The following is a 19341-nucleotide window of genomic DNA, read 5'->3' on the forward strand; positions in this document are numbered from 1 at the left end:
ACAATCTTTTTTTCTGCCTGTCAAGCCAAGGATCAAAGTTAAACGCCTTATCGCTTTAAAGAGCAGAAAAGAAAGCGGAACAGATTTCCATTGCAGTTAACAATGGCGTTTTAGTCTTTATCCATATGATGTTTTTCTTTCCATTCTTTGATATAGTTGAGCCGCTGTTTGATTCTGGCTTCATGGCCTTCTTCGGTCGGCTTGTAATAAGTATGATCAGCTATGCTTTCAGGACGCGTCGGCATGGCTGTCAGCTTATCTTTATAAAAATGCGCCAGCTGATAGCCTTCGCCGTAACCGACTTCTTTCATGAGCTTGGTTGTCGCATTGCGCAGCTGCAAGGGCACCGGTTCATCAATGGTTTGTTTGATGTCCTTTTGCACAGCCGTTCTGGCCTTATAAACCGCATTTGACTTGGGCGCCAGAGACAGATAAATCACACACTGGGTCAGATGCACATCACACTCGGGCAGGCCGATATAGCGGCAGGCTTGAAAAACATTAATCGCCAGATTGAGGGCACTGTTGTCCGCCAGCCCGATATCCTCACTGGCAAAGCGAATCAGACGGCGGGCAATATAAATAGGATCCTCACCGCCATCAATCATCCGCCCCAACCAGTAAATGGCCGAATCCACATCGCTGTTGCGCATGGATTTATGAAGGGCAGAGATAATATTATAATGCTCTTCGCCAGCCTTATCATAGTAAGCCGTTTTCTTATCCAGCAGCTCTTCCAAAAGGTCACCGGAGATGGTGGCTGTTTTATCTTTTATATCGCTGTTAATGACCAGCATTTCCAGCGTATTGAGAGCTGTCCTGGCATCCCCGTTAGAATAAATGGCAATTTGTTTCAGAAGCTCATCGCTGATACTAATCTCTAAATCCGGAAAAGCCTGAGGGGATTTGAGGACCCGTTTGAGCAGTTCTTCAATATCTTCTTCGGTCAGCTGTTTGAGGACAAAGACTCGGGTACGTGACAGCAAGGCTGAATTGACTTCAAAAGAAGGATTTTCAGTTGTCGCCCCAATCAGAATGATACTACCCTTTTCGACATAAGGCAAAAAAGCATCCTGCTGAGCCTTGTTAAAACGGTGAATTTCATCAATAAAAACAATGGTACGCTCTCCCAGCTGACGGTTTTCTTCCGCTTCGTTCATAATTTTACGGATTTCTTTGATCCCATTTAACACCGCGCTGAAGGTAATAAACTTGGATTTGGTCTTTTTGGCAATAATTTCAGCGAGTGTCGTCTTTCCCACTCCGGGCGGCCCCCAAAAAATCATAGACGACACCTGATCCTTATCAATCATTTCCCGCAGAAACTTTCCTTCCCCCACCAAGTGCTTTTGACCAACAAAATCATCCAGATTAGTCGGCCTCACACGACTGGCTAAAGGTGCTGTCATATCCATATCTTGGTCAAATAAAGATGTTTGCGCCATGGCTGTCCCTCCGATCTCAATACAATAAAATCTTAACGAATCATTTTTATTTCAACATCTGCTGTTGACCTCTAATGAACTCTAAGTGTTATCCTTATTATAACTTAAAAGGAGGTATTTGATAGACAAAAAATTTATATTTGTATACAAGTACAAGCTCAAGCATTGGTTTTGAGGCTGCCAAAACTTTGGCAGAACTCAGCTACAATCTTATTTTCCAGCAAAGTAGCACTTACAGACAGCAATATCAGCCGCAGCTTAATCTATCATAAAAGGCAAGAGAAGACCGCTTTTAACACTTTAGCAAAAGTGGATTATTTTCTTGTAAACTCCTTTGAAAAGCAATGAAATTTTTTCTGAAAATAATTTGATTCATAAAAATATTTCTTTTTTTTACATAAATTTGATAAACTACTAGTAAACGGAGATTTTTCTTTATTTACTATTACTCACTCTTATAAAAAGCAGCTAAAGGAGGTTCACATGGAAAATAACCCTGTTATTGAATTTAAAGAGGTTAATAAAATTTATGGTGACAGTGTTGCTGTTGAGCATATTAACTTAAAAATTATGCAAGGGGAGTTTGTCTGTTTAATCGGAACCAGTGGTTCTGGAAAAACAACCATCTTGCGCATGATTAACCGAATGTTAAAGCCAAGCAGCGGTGAGATTTTGATTAATGGTCAAGAAATTTCACACTTTAACCCTGTCCAGCTGAGACGAAAAACCGGCTATGTTATCCAAAATATCGGACTCATGCCTCATATGACCATCTATGAAAATATTACTTTGGTGCCCAGGCTCTTAAAATGGTCGGAAGAAAAGAAAAAAGCTAAGGCCAAAGAGCTTTTAAAACTGGTTGAATTGCCTGAGGATTTTTTAGACCGCTACCCTTACGAGCTCTCTGGTGGACAGCAGCAGCGTATCGGCGTTATCAGAGCCTTGGCTGCTGATCAGGAAATTATTTTAATGGATGAGCCCTTTGGAGCCCTTGATCCTATCACTCGGGAAGGTCTTCAGGACCTTGTTAAATCACTGCAGGAAAAAACAGGAAAAACAATTGTTCTGGTGACTCACGACATGGACGAAGCCTTAAAACTGGCTACTAAGATTGTCGTCATGGATAACGGACATATGATACAGCAGGACAGTCCTACCGAATTGCTGCGGCATCCGGCAACGCCTTTTGTGCAAAAGATGATTGGGGAGGATCGCTTAATTCAGGCACGCGCTGATGTGACGCCTGTCAAGACAATCATGCTGAAAAATCCTGTCTCGATTACACCGGATCAATCCCTGCATGAAGCCATTTCTTTGATGAGACAAAGGCGCGTCGACTCTCTTTTAGTCACAGACAAAGATAATAAGTTGCTTGGTATCGTTGATATTGAAACTCTTAATAACAATTACAAAAAGGATTTGTCTGTCGGCGATATCCTAAACAAAGTTAACTTTTACTTGGAAGAAGAACAGCTCCTGCGGGACACAGCTCACCGGATTTTGAAACGCGGTCTTAAATATGTACCGGTCGTTGACAAAGAGCACCATTTAAAGGGAATTGTAACGCGGGCATCATTGGTTGATATGCTCTATGATATTATCTGGGGCAGCCAAGATACGGAGGACACGCTATGAGTGACTTTTTAGCACAATATGGCAGTGAATTGATCGTTAAAACCTGGGAGCAGATTTATATTTCAGCCATGGCACTTCTTTTGGGTATTATTGTAGCTGTCCCTATTGGAGTTGCACTAACTCGTTTTCCTAAATTGGCTAAATTTTTCATCGGGCTGGCCAGTATTTTGCAAACTGTTCCCAGTCTGGCTCTTTTAGCGATGATGATTCCTTTATTTGGTATCGGAAGAACTCCGGCAATCATTGCCCTCTTCATTTATTCTTTGCTGCCAATCATGAGAAATACCTATATCGGAATGAATAATGTTGATCCCATTTTAAAGGACAGTGCAAAGGGTATGGGCATGACTCCGATTCAGTCTATTTTCCAAGTTGAACTGCCTCTGGCAGTTCCGGTTATCATGACTGGTATTAGGCTGTCCGCTATTTATGTCATTGCCTGGGCTACTTTGGCTTCTTATATCGGAGCTGGAGGCCTTGGAGATCTTATTTTTAGTGGTTTGAGCCTCTTTCAGCCTTCTTTAATTATTGGAGGAACTATTCCTGTTATTCTCCTTTCTTTAATTGTTGATTATCTGCTTGGACGCTTGGAAAATTATTTGACACCGCGACAAAAGAGGAATGTATAACATGAAAAAACTAATCTATTTTTTAACAGTCCTTACAATAATTCCAATCATTGTTTTAGCCAGCTGCAGCAAGGGCAATAATACGAAAAATAAGGATGATGCTAATATCAAAATTGCCGCACTGAGTACGACAGAATCTAGCATCATGGCTAATATGATTAGCGAATTGATTAATCATGAGCTAGGCTATAAAACAACCTTGGTCTCCAATCTTGGCTCTACCAATGTGGTTCATCAGGCATTGATTCGAAAAGATGCGGATATTGCAGCAACCCGCTATACAGGAACAGACCTGACAGGAACACTGAATCTGCCGGCCGAAAAGGATAATGTTAAGGCCAGCAAAATTATCAAAAAAGAGTTCACCAAGCGCTTTGACCAGACTTGGTTCCCAAGTTATGGTTTTGCTGACACCTATGCCTTTATGGTAACGACCAAATTCGCTAAAGCAAACAAGCTTACAACCGTGGAGGATTTAAAAAAGGTCGCCACAACTGCTAAGGCAGGTGTGGACAGTACCTGGATGAGGCGCGAAGGAGATGGCTACAAGGAATTCAGCCGTGCCTATGGTTTTTCCTTCAATAGCATCTATCCGATGCAGATAGGCCTTGTTTATGACGCTGTTGAGAATGATAAGATGCAGGTGGTTCTGGGATATTCCACAGACGGCCGCATTCAAAGCTATGACCTTACTATCCTTAAAGATAATAAGCACTTTTTCCCACCTTATGATGCATCCATGGTTGTCAACAATCGTATTTTAAGACAGTATCCTGAGTTAAAGCCACTCTTGCACCGCTTAGACGGCAAAATTGACCTTGAAACAATGCAAGAACTTAACTATCAAGTGGACGACCAATTGCTAGAGCCTTCTGTTGTTGCCCATAATTTTTTGAAAAAACATCATTACTTCCGTGAAGGAGGGGATAATTCATGAGTCATATGAGTCTCACACAGCAGCTGATTTACTATTTTCAGCACAACAGTAGCTACATTTTGACACAATTTCTGCAGCATTTCCTCATCTCCATATACGGCGTGCTGCTTGCTGCTCTTATAGGAATTCCGGTAGGCATACTGATTGCTAAGAAGGGACACCTAAAAGGATTCATCATGGGTATCGCCAATGTCATACAAACCATTCCTTCTTTGGCCATGATTTCCATCATTATGCTAGCTTTAGGTTTGGGAACTAAAACTGTTATTGCTACCGTATTTTTGTATTCTTTGCTGCCTATTATCGGCAATACCTATGCTGGTATTAGAAACGTTAATGCTGACCTTGTTGACGCTGCCAAGGGCATGGGAATGACCAGCAAACAGCAATTGCTGATGGTCGAGCTACCCTTGTCTTTAGCTGTTATCATGGCCGGTATTCGCAATGCCTTGGTGCTTGCCATTGGGATTACAGCTATTGGTGCCTTTGTCGGCGGCAGCGGTCTGGGAGATATTATCATTCGCGGTACCAATGCAACCAATGGCGGTGCTATCATTCTTGCAGGTTCTCTGCCAACTGCCTTCATGGCCGTTGTTTCCGATTTAATTCTAGGAGCTATTCAGCGCTACTTGGAACCCAAAGGCATGTCATCCAACCGTTAATACTCTTCAAAAATCAAAAAACTGTCTCAACAGACAGCTCTTATCTCAACCAAGTCTCTTCATCTGCTAAGAGGCTTTTTTTAGAAATCTTAGAAACATGTCGATTACCCGCTACGTAAAAACAAAGCGGTTTTTCCCGCCAGCTATCGCTGCAGGTCACACCGATACGGGGTCTGACTGCGATGTGAAGAGGTTGACGGTCTTGTAACAGCTGAAGTTTGGAAGTTGGTAAAAAATCGCCGTTGAACCTTTTATCAATCCCCGCAAATTTTGTCAATTTTCCAGGTCCATTGGCCAAGAGTTCTCCGCTTGGAATCTCCAAAGCCCGAATAAGAACGGCCTCTGCAACATCTTGTCCCTTGGTAACCAAGTTAAGCATCTGATGACCATAGATCTGATAAACATACCAATGGCCAGCAGATAGATACATGGCTTCATTTTTAGGCGTCCGCCGGCCATTAGCACTGTGGCAAGCACTGTCTTTGCTGCCCAAATAGGCTTCTGTTTCCACGATTCTGCCCAAGGGCCGACCGTCCAAACACAGCTGCATTCCCAGCAAAGCCTTGGCAGTCGCAACAGTATCTGTCTCCATCATATGTTTAAATTCTCTTGATAACATAGTTTTATTATAACATGAACTTTCGCTTTCTTAAGAGAGGTAATTAAAGGAGGAAAAACAATTTTAATTCTTGAAATCGGTTTCAAAAATGCTATAATAAATTTGATTAAATAAAAAACGGAGGACAACCTATGGCTTATAAGACAACTTATCCTTATACAAACGAAGTTTTAAAAGAATTTGCAAATAACAGTGATGCAGATTTGGAAAAGGCACTGGCAACAGCACATGCACTCTATAAAAAATGGCGTGCTGAAGGGGGCTTAGAAGAACGCAAAGCCCAGCTGCATAAAGTAGCTGACCTTCTTCGCCGCGATGTCGATAAATACGCCGAAGTCATGACCAAGGATATGGGAAAACTCTTTACGGAAGCTAAAGGCGAAGTTGAACTTTGCGCAGAAATTGCTGACTACTTTGCTGATAAAGCCGAAGAGTTTTTAGAACCAAAATCATTTGAACCTATCCACGGTGATGCTTACTATATCAAACAGGCTGTCGGTGTGCTCTTTATGGTAGAACCATGGAATTTCCCATTCTATCAAATCATGCGCGTTTTTGCTCCTAACTTCATGATTGGCAATCCAACTGTTTTAAAACATGCTTCTATCTGTCCTGGTTCTGCTCAAGCCTTTGAAGATTTGGTTAATGAAGCAGGGGCTCCTGAAGGTTCCTTCAAGAATCTCTTCCTTACCTATGATCAAGTTAATAAGGCCATTGCAGATCCGCGAATTCAAGGTGTTGCTTTAACCGGTTCTGAACGCGGCGGTGCTTCTATCGCCGCTGAAGCAGGGGCAAATCTGAAAAAATCTGCTCTTGAACTCGGTGGTAATGATGCCTTCCTCATTTTGGAAGATGCCGATTTTGATCTCTTAAATGACACTATTTTCTTTGCCCGTCTTTACAATGCAGGCCAAGTATGTACATCATCTAAACGTTTCATTGTAGTCGGTGAAGAAAATTACAAGAAATTCGTAGACATGGTTGTCGAAACCTTCAAGACAGCTAAGTGGGGCGACCCAATGGATCCTGAAACAACACTTGCACCATTGTCATCAGCTGAAGCCAAAGAAGAAGTTCTGGGTCAAATCAAATTGGCTGTGGACAGCGGAGCACACGCAGTTTACGGCAATGAACCGATTGACCATCCAGGCAACTTCGTTATGCCTACTGTGCTGACAGATATTACCAAGGACAACCCAATTTACAACCAAGAAATCTTTGGTCCTGTTGCTTCTATTTACAAAGTTGATACCGAAGAAGAAGCTATTGAACTAGCCAACGATTCCAGCTACGGACTTGGCGGCACTGTCTTCTCTAAAGACCTTGACCATGCTAAAGAAGTTGCTGCTAAAATTGAAACTGGTATGTCCTTTATCAATTCTGGTTGGACTTCTCATCCAGAAGTTCCATTCGGCGGTATCAAGAATTCTGGTTACGGCCGTGAACTCAGCAATCTTGGTTTTGATGCCTTCGTCAATGAACACCTTGTGTTCACGCCTCATTCATAAATTTTGCCAACTTTTTCCCATCTCCTGGATGCTGTTGCATCTAGGAGATGTTTTGTGACCTTTTTTCCAGAAAAAATAAACTTTTTTTGCACTACTTTCAGAAAATAGGCGTATAATCATCTTATAAAGTAAAAGGCTTACATTTTAGATGGGAAGTGTTTTTCGTGATTAGAAAACGTAGTCAGCAAAACATTAACAGACAGCCTAACTTATACCAATATGATGTAGAGACTGTCTTTGAACGAGCAAAGGCCAGTCCTCAGGGACTCTCTTTTGATGAAGTTGCCAAAAGGCAGGCAGAATACGGCCCCAACCAGTTGGAAAAGGTCAAGGGAGAACCTTTAATTATCAAATTTGCTAAGAACTTTTTGTCCTTGATGGCAATTCTGCTCTGGATTGGCGGTGCGGTCGCCTTCTTCTTTGCAGGAACACCTGAACTTGGGATCGCCATCTGGCTAGTCAATATTATTAACGGCTGTTTTTCTTTCTTCCAAGAATACAAGGCCGGCAAGGCAACAGAAGCACTCGAACATATGCTGCCCTCCTATGCCCGTGTGACTCGGCAAAATCAAGAAGAAAGGATTCTTGCCCAAGAGCTGGTGCCTGGCGATTTGATGATGATTGAAGAGGGCGATAGTATTTCTGCTGACGCCCGCATCATCTCTGCTACTGACGATTTTCAGGTTAATCAGTCTGCTCTCACAGGTGAGTCCAATCCTGTCAATAAAAATAATCGTGCAATTTCTGAAAAAGAACCTGATCTCCTTAGTCTGGACAATCTTGTTTTTGCTGGCACATCTGTTAGCAAAGGTAATGCCAAGGTTCTAATCACTAATATCGGCATGGCGACAGAATTCGGACAGATTGCCCATTTAACGCAAGGGGTCACCAATGTCACCAGTCCCCTGCAAAAGGAACTCAACCGCCTGACCAAGCAGATTTCGCTGATTGCCATATCAGTGGGTATCTTCTTTTTGCTCACTTCTGTTTTGATAATTAAAGAACCGTTAGCACAGGCTTTCGTTTTCGCCCTGGGTATGATTGTGGCCTTTATTCCTGAGGGGCTTCTACCAACGGTGACCCTGTCGCTTGCTATGGCCGTTCAAAAAATGGCTAAGAAAAACGCACTGGTCAAAACTTTAGCTTCTGTAGAGACCTTGGGCGAAACATCTGTTATCTGTTCTGATAAAACCGGAACCCTGACACAAAATGAAATGACAGTCAATCACATTTGGACGCCACAGCAAGAATACGACGTAACAGGACTGGGCTATGCCCCCCAAGGAACTATAAAAGCTGATCAAAAGCCTGTCCAAGTCAGTGATAATCCTAGCCTAAACTGGCTTATTAGAGGGGCTGCCCTCTGCAGCAATGCTTCTATCGAGCCACCCCACGGAGATCAGACTCGCTATACAGTTCTAGGCGATCCGACTGAAGCCTGTCTAAACGTCCTTGCCCAAAAAGCTGGAATTAACTTAACAGACAATGAAAAAACGGCTCCTAGACTTCATGAACTGACCTTTGACTCTGAACGCAAGCGGATGACAACCATTCATCAGCTTGAAACAGAACTTTTGGGAAGCCGCTTAATCAGCTTTACCAAAGGAGCACCCAAAGAAATCGCAGAGTTGTCCAGCAGAATTTATGATCAGAACCAAATCAGACCTCTGACGGATAAAGAAAAAGCTGCCATTCTCAAAGCCAATGACCAATATGCCAAAGACGGGCTGCGCGTGCTGGCTCTTGCCTGCCGCCAGCTTGATAAGACAGCTGATCTGCCGCAGGATTTTGCCGATTATACCCCTGAGATGATTGAACAAGATCTCATTTTTATGGGGCTCCTTGTCATGCAGGATCCTCCGCGTATGGAAGTTGCTAAGGCTGTTGAAAAATGCCACAAGGCAAACATCCGAATTGTCATGATCACTGGTGACTATGGCCTGACGGCTCTTAGCATTGCCAAAAAGATTGGAATTGTCCAAGGAGAAAATCCTCGCCTAGTTACAGGTCAGGAATTGGGAGAATTATCCGATGCAGAACTCCAGACAATTTTGAAAGACGAGGTGGTTTTTGCTCGTATTGCTCCTGAGCAAAAATACCGAATTGTCACCAATTTACAAAAACTGGGGCATGTCGTTGCTGTTACTGGTGACGGAGTAAACGATGCTCCTGCTCTGAAAAAAGCCGATATTGGTGTTGCTATGGGAATTACCGGAACTGACGTTGCTAAAACGTCAGCCGATATGATTTTGACCGATGATAATTTTGCCTCCATCGTTAATGCTATCGAAGAAGGACGGACCGTTTATCAAAATATTAAGAAGTTTTTAACCTATATTTTTAATTCCAATACTTCTGAAGCCGTTCCTTCAGCCAGCTTTCTTTTCTCCCGCGGTTTTATCCCTCTTCCTTTAACAGTCATGCAGATTCTTGCTATCGACCTTGGCAGTGACATGCTGCCGGCTCTGGGCTTGGGTATTGAAAGTGCTGAAAAAGATATTATGGAAAGGCCTCCTCGACGTAAATCTGATGCGCTGCTTACCAAAAATCTGCTGATTAAGGCCTTTATCTGGTATGGTCTCTTAGAAGCCTGTCTGGCCATGGGAGCTTTCTTCTTTACCTATTTGATTCACGGTCAAGGTTTGAATTTCAACAGCAGCTATTATGCAGAAGCTACAACCATGACGCTGGGAGCCATCATTTTCTGCCAAATTGGTATGGTACAAAACTGTCGAACAACCAAACAGTCTGTCTTTAGCCTCAAGCTCTTTTCTAATTCTTATATCAATCTAGGAATGATTGCTGAAATTCTGCTCTTTATTCTGCTGAGCTACCTTCCTCTCTTTAACCACATCTTTAACACGGCACCCCTAGAGGCTGTAAACTGGCTCTATCTTATTCTCTGCCCGCTGCCTATCCTTGCTTTGGAAGAAATTCGCAAGGCTTGGCTCAGAAAACGGCCTCGCAGATGAATCAAGGGAAAAATAGAATTTTTCAGAAAATAATAGAATTTTGCAACAATTATAATGATTACAAGGATGATTTGTGCTATAATGATGACTGTAAAGTTATAGATTCTACTTTGGATGACTAAATATGATGAAAGGAAGCGGTCAAATGACTGACAAAGAAACTCTTAAAAATTTAAGAAATCGCAGTTCTGTCTATGATTCAATGGTTAAATCACCTAACCGTGCTATGCTCAGGGCAACTGGCATGCAGGACGAAGATTTTGAAAAACCTATTGTTGGTGTTATCTCAACTTGGGCTGAAAACACTCCTTGTAACATTCATCTGCACGACTTTGGTAAACTGGCAAAAGCTGGAGTTAAAGATTCAGGCGGTTGGCCTGTTCAATTTGGAACCATTACGGTTTCTGATGGTATCGCAATGGGAACCCAAGGCATGCGTTTCTCACTGACTTCACGTGATATTATCGCTGATTCGATCGAAGCTGCTATGGGCGGTCATAATGTTGATGCTTTTGTAGCTATCGGTGGCTGTGATAAGAACATGCCAGGCTCTATGATTGCCATTGCCAATATGGATATTCCAGCTATCTTTGCCTACGGCGGAACTATTGCTCCCGGTAATTTAGATGGTAAAGACATTGATCTTGTCTCAGTTTTTGAAGGTGTCGGCCACTGGAACCACGGTGATATGACCGAAGAAGAAGTTAAGGCTCTTGAATGCAATGCCTGTCCTGGCCCTGGCGGCTGCGGCGGTATGTACACAGCCAACACCATGGCAACAGCTATTGAAGTTCTGGGAATGAGCCTTCCTGGTTCTGCTTCACACCCTGCTGAGTCTCCTGAGAAAAAAGCAGATATCGAAGAAGCCGGCCGCGCTGTAGTGAAGATGCTGGAAATGGGCATTAAGCCATCAGACATTTTGACACGCGAAGCCTTTGAAGATGCTATTACAGTAACTATGGCACTGGGCGGCTCGACCAACTCAACTCTTCACCTGCTGGCGATTGCCCATGCAGCCAATGTTGAGTTGACGCTTGATGACTTCAACACTATCCAAGAAAAGGTACCTCATTTGGCTGACTTGAAACCTTCTGGTCAGTATGTCTTCCAAGACCTTTATAATGTCGGCGGCGTACCAGCCGTAATGAAATATCTTTTGGCAAACGGCTTCCTTCATGGAGATCGCCTCACTTGTACCGGTAAGACCGTTGCTGAAAACTTAGCCGAATTTGAAGATTTGACTCCAGGTCAAAAAGTCATTATGCCGCTGGAAAATCCAAAACGTGCTGACGGTCCTCTGATTATCCTTCATGGTAATCTCGCTCCAGATGGTGCAGTTGCCAAGGTTTCAGGTGTTAAAGTTCGCCGCCATGTTGGCCCAGCTAAGGTCTTTGATTCAGAAGAAGACGCTATTGAAGCCGTATTAACAGATGAGATTGTTGACGGCGATGTCGTTGTCGTACGTTACGTCGGACCAAAAGGCGGACCAGGTATGCCGGAAATGCTTTCTCTTTCATCGATGATTGTTGGTAAAGGACAGGGAGATAAGGTTGCCCTGCTCACTGACGGACGCTTCTCAGGCGGTACTTACGGCCTTGTTGTCGGCCATATCGCTCCTGAAGCCCAAGATGGCGGACCAATCGCCTACCTTCGCACTGGCGATACAGTTATTGTTGACCAAGACACCAAAGAAATTACCATGGAAGTTTCTGAAGAAGAGCTTGAACGTCGCAAGGCTGAAACCAAGATTCCACCGCTTTATTCCCGCGGAGTTCTGGGCAAATACGCTCATATCGTGTCATCTGCTTCTAAGGGAGCTGTGACAGACTTCTGGAAACCAGAAGAAACTGGTAAAAAATAGAAGAAATTACTATAAAAGCACTTAAAAATCACCGTTGTAATTAGACGGTGATTTTCTTATTTAGGACTGATTCCAAGAGCTATCCTGCCAAAACGGCTGATGCGCGTAATCTTCCAAGCCGGAGACCAGACGACTTCCACTCCAACTTTATTGATGCCATCAATTTCAGACAGAGAATCAATGATTTCTGCAGGCAATGTATCAATACAGCCGCAGTTAACCTCGGTAAAGGTAATGACTAACTTGCAAAATCCTTCTTCATCTAAGTTAATTTCGTAAATCAATCCAAGATTATAAATATCCAATTCAATCTCTGGATCATATATTTTTTCAAGTTTTTCAATCAGCTGATCGCTAATAGCTGCAGCACGCTCATTGATTTTGATATCATCTCTCATCTGCGCTCTCCTTCATAAAACGATTTGGCTATATTTTCCCATAAATAACCCTTTTTTTCAATGTTTACTAAACGATTTTTTTGATTTAAAATAAATTTCCTCTCTAAAAATGGGTTTGTTTTATGTTACAATAAGAAGAATTATAAAAGAAAGAGGAGTTTAGAGGAGATGAAAGCTGTAAAAAATCCACCTCTTGTGATGTCTGGTCTAAGTCTGGGCTTGTTTGCTCTTGGAAATCTGCTGGAGCTCTACCATCCGGCCTTGCGCTATTTATTAGGGACAGCTGCCATCTTTATCTATTTGCTTTTAATTATTGGGATTTTGAGAAATCTTCCTCAGGCTAAACAGCAGCTGCAGCAGCCCTTAGTTGCTTCGGTCTTTCCGACCTTTTTTATGTCTGGTATGTTGCTTGCAGGCTACATTCAACTTTTTTCAGGATTAGGACCTTGGGTTACCATTATTAGCCTCCTTGTTTGGTGGCTGGCTTTCTTGGGAAATGCTTGGTTAATCCTTTACTTTACAGTTACATTTGTCCTGCATTTCAGCTGGGATTATGTCTTTCCTTCATGGTCTGTCCTCTATGTTGGTATTGCGGTAGCCACTCTGACAGCTCCTATCAGCGGCCAGTATTTTCTGGGACAACTGATCTTTTGGAGCTGCTTAATTTTGACTCTATTGGTTTTACCGTTTATGACTATCAAAGCCTACCGTATTGGCCTGCCTGAAAGTGCCAAGCCTAATATTTCTACGTTTTGTGCTCCTTTATCACTCCTGCTTGCAGGCTACTTAAAAACTTTCCCAGATGGACAAAGTCCAAATACCAATATTGTTTGGTTATTGCTTTTTGCTTCGCAGCTCCTCTATATTTTTGTTGTTATCCAATTGCCCGTTCTTTTAAAGCGAGATTTTAACCCAGGTTTTTCCGCCTTTACCTTTCCTTTTGTCATATCAATCACTTCGCTGCGTTCGGCCGGCCTTTACCTGAATATCCAGCATCCCTTATTTCATGTCTTGGTTAAACTAGAGGAGATACTGGCCATTGTGCTGGTTTTCTTCGTTCTTGTTCATTACCTAAGATTCTTATTTCAAAGTAAGACACTTAACGGCTAAACAGCAGGGATAAGACTTTCGCACAACTTTATATGAAATATTAATCCGTCAAATACCCATTTCTAATCTGTCTTTATAAGTCTTACCTTTACAGGTCTGTCAACCTATCAACTGACATCTGACTTTTATCTGTGCAGGATTTATGCTACACTATTAACATGAATTATAAAGGCTTAGTATTTTTTGATCTTGACGGGACACTTTTAAACAAGCAGTCTCAAATTTCACCCGATAATAAATTAGCTCTTCAAGAGCTGAGGGCAAATGGCTATCTTCCTATTATTGCTACTGGACGTTCCATAAAAGAGCTTAAAGGAGTTCTCAAACAGTCAGGAATAACCTCTGTCATTATGATGAATGGCATGTCTATTTATATTGAAGGCAAGGAAGTCTTTACTCAAACTATTGATAGCGACACTATTGACAAATTGCTTGGTTTAGCCCGCAGTCTTGGCGATGAAATTGCCTACTATACTCCTTTTGACATTTACTTGTCAGGAGACTGTCAAGGCCTGAGGGACCATTTTACTTATTTTAATGAGGAACATGAGGAACTTCCGCCAATTAATGAAAATTTCTATCTTGACAATCCTGTCAACATGCTGCTGGTCGGCAGTGCTGATAAAAGTCATGATGCCATCTATCAAGAAGCAATTTCTCAGCTTCATTTTTTCAGAAACAGTCCTTATTCTATTGATGTCACAAAAGCGGGATCTGACAAGGGAACAGGTATCAATACCGTCAAAGATGTCCTTAATCTACAACACATTCCAACTTACGCCTTTGGAGACGGTAAAAATGATATCCCCTTGCTTTTAGCCGCTGATTATGCCATTGCCATGGAAAATGCTGTTGACGATGTTCTGGAAGTAGCAGATTTCATCACTCACCATCATGATCAAGACGGCATCAGACATGCTCTGCAGCACTATCATTTAATTTAAGCAAAAGAACTTGGCAATCAATCGATTGCCAAGTTCTTTGTTTTTGTCTTCATTCAGCAACTCTCAAAATGGTAATAGTCACTAAAGACTAGGCGACGAGCTACTGGTTGCTCTTTGCAAAGTAACTTTACGTTTTCCAACCAGCAGGTTTACAACAGCAAAGATAAGGAAAAATACTCCTAAAGCTAAAACCTGATTGCCGATTGTACCGCTCATTGAAATCGTTTCTCGCAAACCAGATACTGAGTAACTCATTGGTAAATAAGGATTGACATTTTGGAAAAACTTAGCCGTTACATCAAGAGGATAGGTTCCTGCACAGGAGCCTAACTGCAGTAAGAGTAAAATCAAGGAAGCAAAGGAACCAAATTTATCATGCCAGGTTACTAAAGCTGTTACCACCGTCATAAAAGTGATACTTGCAAGAATAGTCAGTCCCAGAGTCCTGAGTTCAAAATTAGAAGTCAGACCTAGCATACGAACGCCAAAATAGAGGATAACGGCTCCTGCTACAGCAATTAAACCATTAATTGCAAGCTTTTGCTCAACCCATTCTTTAAGCGTTTTGGCCTTTTTGCCTGAAAGAGCTTCTCTAAAGATAGTGTTAGTTGACAGAGCCATAACCATCAGCGCCACTGACATCATGTAAGGTGCCATCCCTACACCATTATTCTTAACATGATCCTCGTCTCGATGCTTGATGGCTACAGGACTTGCTAAAGTTTTAGCATTTAGATCCGCAACTGCAACTAGGGATAGTTTGTCCTTAGCCATTGATAAAGCTTTAGCAAGCTGGTCGGAACCACTTGACAGTTTTGTCAAGTTACTTGTCAAGGTATTACTTCCTTTAGCTAACTTATCGGCTCCTGCAGAAATTTGATTGGCACCGTTAGCCAACTGACTAGCTCCCGAAGTTAACTGACTGCTGTTGGCAGCCAAAGTATTGGCACCGTTGTTAAGCGTTCCAACTGCATTGGTATAAGCTGTCAAGCCCTGTGTAAAGGAAGCTGTTCCTGCCGACAGACCATTTCCAAGCAGACTGGCACCATTAGCTAGAGAGCTGCTGGCTGGAATAATCTGTGTGTTTAAAGCTGTATTAATTTGTGTCAACCCACTTGACAAAGTTGTCAAGCTATCAGAGGCACTTGGCAGAATTGCATTTGCTGTTTGTTTTAATTGAGCCAAGGCTGCCGTATTATTAGCAGCATTTTCTGAGGCAAGCTGGCCGTTTGGCAGTGAATTCTGAATGTTTTGAACACTAGTCAAGATAGCATTTGCCTGTGACACCGCTGCAGCACTTGGCCCTGTTGCTGAAGCTGTAGTTAAATTGCCTGTATTAGCTAAGGCAGAAGCAATTTCAGACTGATCTTGGGGAGACAGCTTTTGATAAGCACTAGTTGCCTGCACTACAGCCAGTGAATTCTGCTGATTCCCTACGGCTGGCTGAGTCGTATTAGCCGAATTGATAATATTTTGCGCTGCTGCCGTAATGGCTGATAGATAGTTGCTGATATCAACATTACTGGATGTGGCTGCAGAAGTTCCGCTGTAATTTTGAATAGCCGTGTTGAGGTTCGTTAAAGAACCGATTAACTGATTAATCTGCTGGCTTTGTTCCGCAGACAGATTGGTCTTGCTTGACAGGTTAACCAGCCCTTGATTGAGCAGACCAGCTGCACTTACTAATTGCTGAATCTGGCTAAAGCCACTATTTAATTGGGCAGCCCCTCCTAAAAGTTCCTGTGATTTACTGTTGAGCTGATTTGTCCCAGCAGCTAACTGTCCGACTCCTCCTGTATAGGTCTGCAGACCTGAATACAGAGTATTAGCCCCCTGATTAAAGGTTTGACTGGAGTTGGCCAAAGTAGTAAGATTAGTGCCCATCATTTGACTTCCCTTTTCCAGCTGCTCAGAGCCATTAGCCAAAGTTTGACTGGCAGTACTTGCCTTTCCAAGACCTGTTTTTAAGCTTGACATACTCTTAAAAAGAGATTTTGTGTAGGTGCTGGTAATATTTTTTGAAACAGATTCTTTTAAGGCTTTGGCAGCCGTTTCGCTCATTTTAGAAGCTACGAAACTGTGACCCTTGGAGGTTTGGTAGGGAATAGTGATCTGCTTAGGATTATCTGTCAAAACACTGGCAGCATTCTTAGATAAATCCTGTGGTAAAGTGATAATCATATAATAATCACCTTCTTGCAGTCCTTTTGTGGCCTTCTCACTGCTAACAAAGTGATAATCCAGATTTTTATTCCTAGACATACTGTCAACCATATCTTGACCAATTGTCATTTTTTTATTATTGTAAGAGGCAGGCTTATCTTCATTGACAACAGCTACCGGTAAGTCAGATACATGACCGTAAGGATCCCACATGGAACTTAGGAAAATGATATTGTACAAAGCAGGAACAAGGGCTATCCCTATCATTGTAATCCAAAGCATGGGCTTTTTTAAGACTGCTTTCAATTCCGTTAACATTTTATCTCCTTTTTGTACATTATGTCTAAATATTTGATATAATAGATTATACTCATAAATCAATATTTTACAATATAAAAAAAGATTTTTTAGACACTGTGTATAACTTTGTGCAAAAGGAGTTTTCCCATGACAAAATCTCTAAAAAAAGAAAAAACAAAAAAAGCCTTGGAAGAAGCCATGGCCCATCTATTAGAAAAAGAAAGTTTTAATGACATTACAACAACTGAGTTGGCAAAAGCCGCCCATATCAGCCGCAGCGGTTTTTACACTCACTACAAAGACAAATATGAAATGATTGATAACTATCAACAAACACTTTTTAGCAAATTAGAATACATTTTTGATAAAAATTCGTCCAATCAAGAAGGAGCTATCTTAGAAGTCTTTGAATTTCTCGACCGAGAACCACTGTTTGCTGCCTTACTATCTGCAAACGGAACTAAAGAAATCCAGGAGTTTCTGAAGAATAAATTTAGGCTGCTAATCACCCATGATTTACAAGTAGGCCTTTCTATTTCCATCCAAAATAATTTTCAAAATAAAAAGTTGACTGATGTTGAAAGAGAATATGGAACCATATACATCATCAATGCCCTCTTTGGTGTCTGCCAAATGTGGATTGCCCGCGGTAAAGTAGAGAGTCCCAAACAAATGACTGAATTTATTCTTAAGATGATGCACTAATCCTATTCTAAAGAGTCAGCTAGCCATTTGTTTCTAAAAAAATAGGACAGCCGTTTAAATTTTTAGGGCTGTCCTGTTTTTATATGTGAAAACCAGTGCTTATCTTTTGATTTAGGTAATGACACTTTATCAATAAAAGGCCATCACAAAAGGCTGAGACATGCTGTCCCAACCTTTTGATAATAATTGATAAATTAAAGCATTTTGTTGTAGTATTCAACGACAAGTGCTTCATTGATTTCTGGGTTAATTTCATCACGTTCTGGAAGACGAATCAATGAACCTTCCAATTTTTCAGCATCAAATGATACGAAAGCTGGACGTCCAAGAGTAGCTTCAACGGCTTCAAGGATTGCTGGAACTTTCAATGATTTTTCACGAACTGAGATAACTTGACCTGGAGTTACACGGTATGAAGGGATATCAACACGTTTGCCATCAACAAGGATGTGACCGTGGTTAACGAATTGACGAGCTTGACGACGAGTAGTTGCAAGACCTAAACGGTAAACAACATTGTCAAGACGGCGTTCCAAAAGAACCATAAAGTTGAAACCAAGAGTTCCACCTTTAATTTTAGTAGCTTGTACGAACAAGTTACGGAATTGTTTTTCACCTACACCATAAGTAAAACGAAGTTTTTGTTTTTCAGCCAATTGCAAACCGTATTCTGAAAGTTTTGAACGATTGTTTGGACCGTGTTGACCTGGTACGTAGTTACGACGCGCCAATTCTTTACCTGTACCTGTAAGTGACAAACCAAGGCGACGTGATTGTTTCCATGATGGACCTGTATAACGTGACATTTTCATGTCCTCCTATAAAAATATATTTTGTAGGAAATAACGTTTTAAGAAACCCTGATTCGTGCAGGTGCCCTTCGCCTAAACAGCCAAGGTTACTTATCCCAAGACACCTGTTGACGAGCTTCATGCTTCTCTGCTGCTATTTCACACAAAGAGTAGTATAGCACACAAAAAAAGCTTTGTAAAGGCTTTTGCAATATATTATCCAACTTATTTGTCAATATTAATATGCTTAAAGATTAGAAAATGCCTTTTCTATAGCCTTCTTTAATCACTTAATATTTACAGGATTGTCAAGCTTGTGTAAACCCACTATTGCTTTTACTGCAGAATAATCTAAATAAAAATGATTAGACCCAAGGCATCGGTCTAATCAAAATAATGAATCAACGTTTTTTCTGTTAAAATATCAGAGTAGGTATATGATTCAACATAAGTATTGTCAATTTCACCCGGCATACTAGCCTCATCTTTATATTCCACAATAAAAAGTGAAGAATACACTTCAATAAGACGGCCGACCTTATTTTTTTCACGCTTGCGACCGTTTTCAAGTGTTAATTCGACCAACTGGCCTTCATGATTTTTAATATCTTCCTTGATTTTTTTCATTTTTGCGACATCTGCAAATGCATCACTCATTTTAA

At 41.6% G+C, this 19341-nt stretch carries 16 protein-coding genes; 10 read left to right on the plus strand and 6 right to left on the minus strand.

From position 1 onward, the window contains the following. Positions 1-110: 110 nt before the first annotated feature. Positions 111-1445, minus strand: coding sequence for a replication-associated recombination protein A (locus SCSH_RS06880; protein ID WP_057491151.1), 1335 nt, complete (start codon positions 1443-1445; stop codon positions 111-113). A 483-nt stretch (positions 1446-1928) separates the two neighbouring features. Between SCSH_RS06880 and SCSH_RS06885 the strand changes: the two genes are divergently transcribed. Genes SCSH_RS06885 through SCSH_RS06900 form a run of 4 tightly spaced genes read left to right on the plus strand, consistent with a single transcriptional unit; the run spans position 1929 to position 5308 of the window. Further along, complete coding sequence (locus SCSH_RS06885) at positions 1929-3080, plus strand: betaine/proline/choline family ABC transporter ATP-binding protein (RefSeq protein ID WP_057491152.1); 1152 nt, start codon at positions 1929-1931, stop codon at positions 3078-3080. Next, positions 3077-3709, plus strand: coding sequence for an ABC transporter permease (locus tag SCSH_RS06890; protein ID WP_057491153.1), 633 nt, complete (start codon positions 3077-3079; stop codon positions 3707-3709). The genes SCSH_RS06885 and SCSH_RS06890 overlap by 4 nt, the downstream gene beginning before the upstream one ends. Before the next feature lies 1 nt (position 3710). Next, on the plus strand, positions 3711-4646 hold the full coding sequence (locus tag SCSH_RS06895; RefSeq protein ID WP_057491154.1) for an osmoprotectant ABC transporter substrate-binding protein: 936 nt from the start codon (positions 3711-3713) through the stop codon (positions 4644-4646). Further along, on the plus strand, positions 4643-5308 hold the full coding sequence (locus SCSH_RS06900; RefSeq protein ID WP_057491155.1) for an ABC transporter permease: 666 nt from the start codon (positions 4643-4645) through the stop codon (positions 5306-5308). The genes SCSH_RS06895 and SCSH_RS06900 overlap by 4 nt, the downstream gene beginning before the upstream one ends. Positions 5309-5348: 40 nt before the next feature. Here the strand turns inward: SCSH_RS06900 and SCSH_RS06905 are convergent, their stop codons facing one another. Beyond that, entirely contained in the window at positions 5349-5927 is a 579-nt protein-coding gene (locus tag SCSH_RS06905; RefSeq protein ID WP_057491156.1) for a DNA-3-methyladenine glycosylase, read from the minus strand. 131 nt (positions 5928-6058) lie between these two features. Between SCSH_RS06905 and SCSH_RS06910 the strand changes: the two genes are divergently transcribed. From SCSH_RS06910 to ilvD, 3 genes are all read left to right on the plus strand, one after another. After that, on the plus strand, positions 6059-7435 hold the full coding sequence (locus tag SCSH_RS06910) for an NAD-dependent succinate-semialdehyde dehydrogenase (protein WP_057491157.1): 1377 nt from the start codon (positions 6059-6061) through the stop codon (positions 7433-7435). A 191-nt stretch (positions 7436-7626) separates the two neighbouring features. Continuing rightward, on the plus strand, positions 7627-10407 hold the full coding sequence (locus SCSH_RS06915; RefSeq protein ID WP_193743692.1) for a cation-translocating P-type ATPase: 2781 nt from the start codon (positions 7627-7629) through the stop codon (positions 10405-10407). Positions 10408-10552: 145 nt separating this feature from the next. Further along, the gene (gene ilvD, locus SCSH_RS06920) at positions 10553-12268 is read left to right on the plus strand and encodes a dihydroxy-acid dehydratase (protein ID WP_057491159.1); all 1716 of its coding nucleotides are present in this window, start codon (positions 10553-10555) and stop codon (positions 12266-12268) included. Between the two features lie 56 nt (positions 12269-12324). Here the strand turns inward: ilvD and SCSH_RS06925 are convergent, their stop codons facing one another. Beyond that, complete coding sequence (locus tag SCSH_RS06925) at positions 12325-12666, minus strand: metal-sulfur cluster assembly factor (RefSeq protein ID WP_057491160.1); 342 nt, start codon at positions 12664-12666, stop codon at positions 12325-12327. Between the two features lie 168 nt (positions 12667-12834). On the opposite strand from SCSH_RS06925, the gene SCSH_RS06930 reads away from it, so the two are divergent. Continuing rightward, positions 12835-13776 carry a TDT family transporter gene (locus SCSH_RS06930; protein WP_057491161.1) on the plus strand — a complete coding sequence of 314 codons (942 nt, stop codon included), beginning with the start codon at positions 12835-12837 and terminating at the stop codon, positions 13774-13776. Positions 13777-13934: 158 nt separating this feature from the next. Further along, complete coding sequence (locus SCSH_RS06935) at positions 13935-14720, plus strand: Cof-type HAD-IIB family hydrolase (protein ID WP_057491162.1); 786 nt, start codon at positions 13935-13937, stop codon at positions 14718-14720. Between the two features lie 81 nt (positions 14721-14801). On the opposite strand, the gene SCSH_RS06940 is transcribed toward SCSH_RS06935, so the two are convergent. After that, the gene (locus SCSH_RS06940) at positions 14802-17201 is read right to left on the minus strand and encodes a YhgE/Pip domain-containing protein (RefSeq protein ID WP_057491163.1); all 2400 of its coding nucleotides are present in this window, start codon (positions 17199-17201) and stop codon (positions 14802-14804) included. A gap of 129 nt (positions 17202-17330) precedes the next feature. On the opposite strand from SCSH_RS06940, the gene SCSH_RS06945 reads away from it, so the two are divergent. Beyond that, positions 17331-17888, plus strand: a complete 558-nt coding sequence (locus tag SCSH_RS06945) for a TetR/AcrR family transcriptional regulator (protein WP_057491164.1) — start codon at positions 17331-17333, stop codon at positions 17886-17888. A 194-nt stretch (positions 17889-18082) separates the two neighbouring features. Here the strand turns inward: SCSH_RS06945 and rpsD are convergent, their stop codons facing one another. Together rpsD and SCSH_RS06955 are read right to left on the minus strand one after the other, a co-directional pair. Continuing rightward, entirely contained in the window at positions 18083-18694 is a 612-nt protein-coding gene (gene rpsD / locus SCSH_RS06950; protein ID WP_057491165.1) for a 30S ribosomal protein S4, read from the minus strand. Positions 18695-19063: 369 nt separating this feature from the next. Further along, positions 19064-19336 carry a Veg family protein gene (locus tag SCSH_RS06955; protein WP_057491166.1) on the minus strand — a complete coding sequence of 91 codons (273 nt, stop codon included), beginning with the start codon at positions 19334-19336 and terminating at the stop codon, positions 19064-19066. Positions 19337-19341 lie beyond the last annotated feature (5 nt).

It is taken from the genome of Streptococcus orisasini (genome assembly GCF_001431045.1).
GTDB lineage: Bacteria > Bacillota > Bacilli > Lactobacillales > Streptococcaceae > Streptococcus > Streptococcus orisasini.

Excerpts from the sequence above, each read along its gene's own strand:
- SCSH_RS06940 (WP_057491163.1), bottom strand. The coding sequence starts at position 17,201 with ATGTTAACGGAATTGAAAGCAGTCTTAAAAAAGCCCATGCTTTGGATT.
- SCSH_RS06890 (WP_057491153.1), top strand. The coding sequence starts at position 3,077 with ATGAGTGACTTTTTAGCACAATATGGCAGTGAATTGATCGTTAAAACC.
- SCSH_RS06905 (WP_057491156.1), bottom strand. The coding sequence starts at position 5,927 with ATGTTATCAAGAGAATTTAAACATATGATGGAGACAGATACTGTTGCG.
- SCSH_RS06895 (WP_057491154.1), top strand. The coding sequence starts at position 3,711 with ATGAAAAAACTAATCTATTTTTTAACAGTCCTTACAATAATTCCAATC.
- SCSH_RS06910 (WP_057491157.1), top strand. The coding sequence starts at position 6,059 with ATGGCTTATAAGACAACTTATCCTTATACAAACGAAGTTTTAAAAGAA.
- SCSH_RS06935 (WP_057491162.1), top strand. The coding sequence starts at position 13,935 with ATGAATTATAAAGGCTTAGTATTTTTTGATCTTGACGGGACACTTTTA.
- rpsD (WP_057491165.1), bottom strand. The coding sequence starts at position 18,694 with ATGTCACGTTATACAGGTCCATCATGGAAACAATCACGTCGCCTTGGT.
- SCSH_RS06925 (WP_057491160.1), bottom strand. The coding sequence starts at position 12,666 with ATGAGAGATGATATCAAAATCAATGAGCGTGCTGCAGCTATTAGCGAT.
- SCSH_RS06880 (WP_057491151.1), bottom strand. The coding sequence starts at position 1,445 with ATGGCGCAAACATCTTTATTTGACCAAGATATGGATATGACAGCACCT.
- SCSH_RS06930 (WP_057491161.1), top strand. The coding sequence starts at position 12,835 with ATGAAAGCTGTAAAAAATCCACCTCTTGTGATGTCTGGTCTAAGTCTG.
- SCSH_RS06945 (WP_057491164.1), top strand. The coding sequence starts at position 17,331 with ATGACAAAATCTCTAAAAAAAGAAAAAACAAAAAAAGCCTTGGAAGAA.
- SCSH_RS06955 (WP_057491166.1), bottom strand. The coding sequence starts at position 19,336 with ATGAGTGATGCATTTGCAGATGTCGCAAAAATGAAAAAAATCAAGGAA.
- SCSH_RS06885 (WP_057491152.1), top strand. The coding sequence starts at position 1,929 with ATGGAAAATAACCCTGTTATTGAATTTAAAGAGGTTAATAAAATTTAT.
- ilvD (WP_057491159.1), top strand. The coding sequence starts at position 10,553 with ATGACTGACAAAGAAACTCTTAAAAATTTAAGAAATCGCAGTTCTGTC.
- SCSH_RS06900 (WP_057491155.1), top strand. The coding sequence starts at position 4,643 with ATGAGTCATATGAGTCTCACACAGCAGCTGATTTACTATTTTCAGCAC.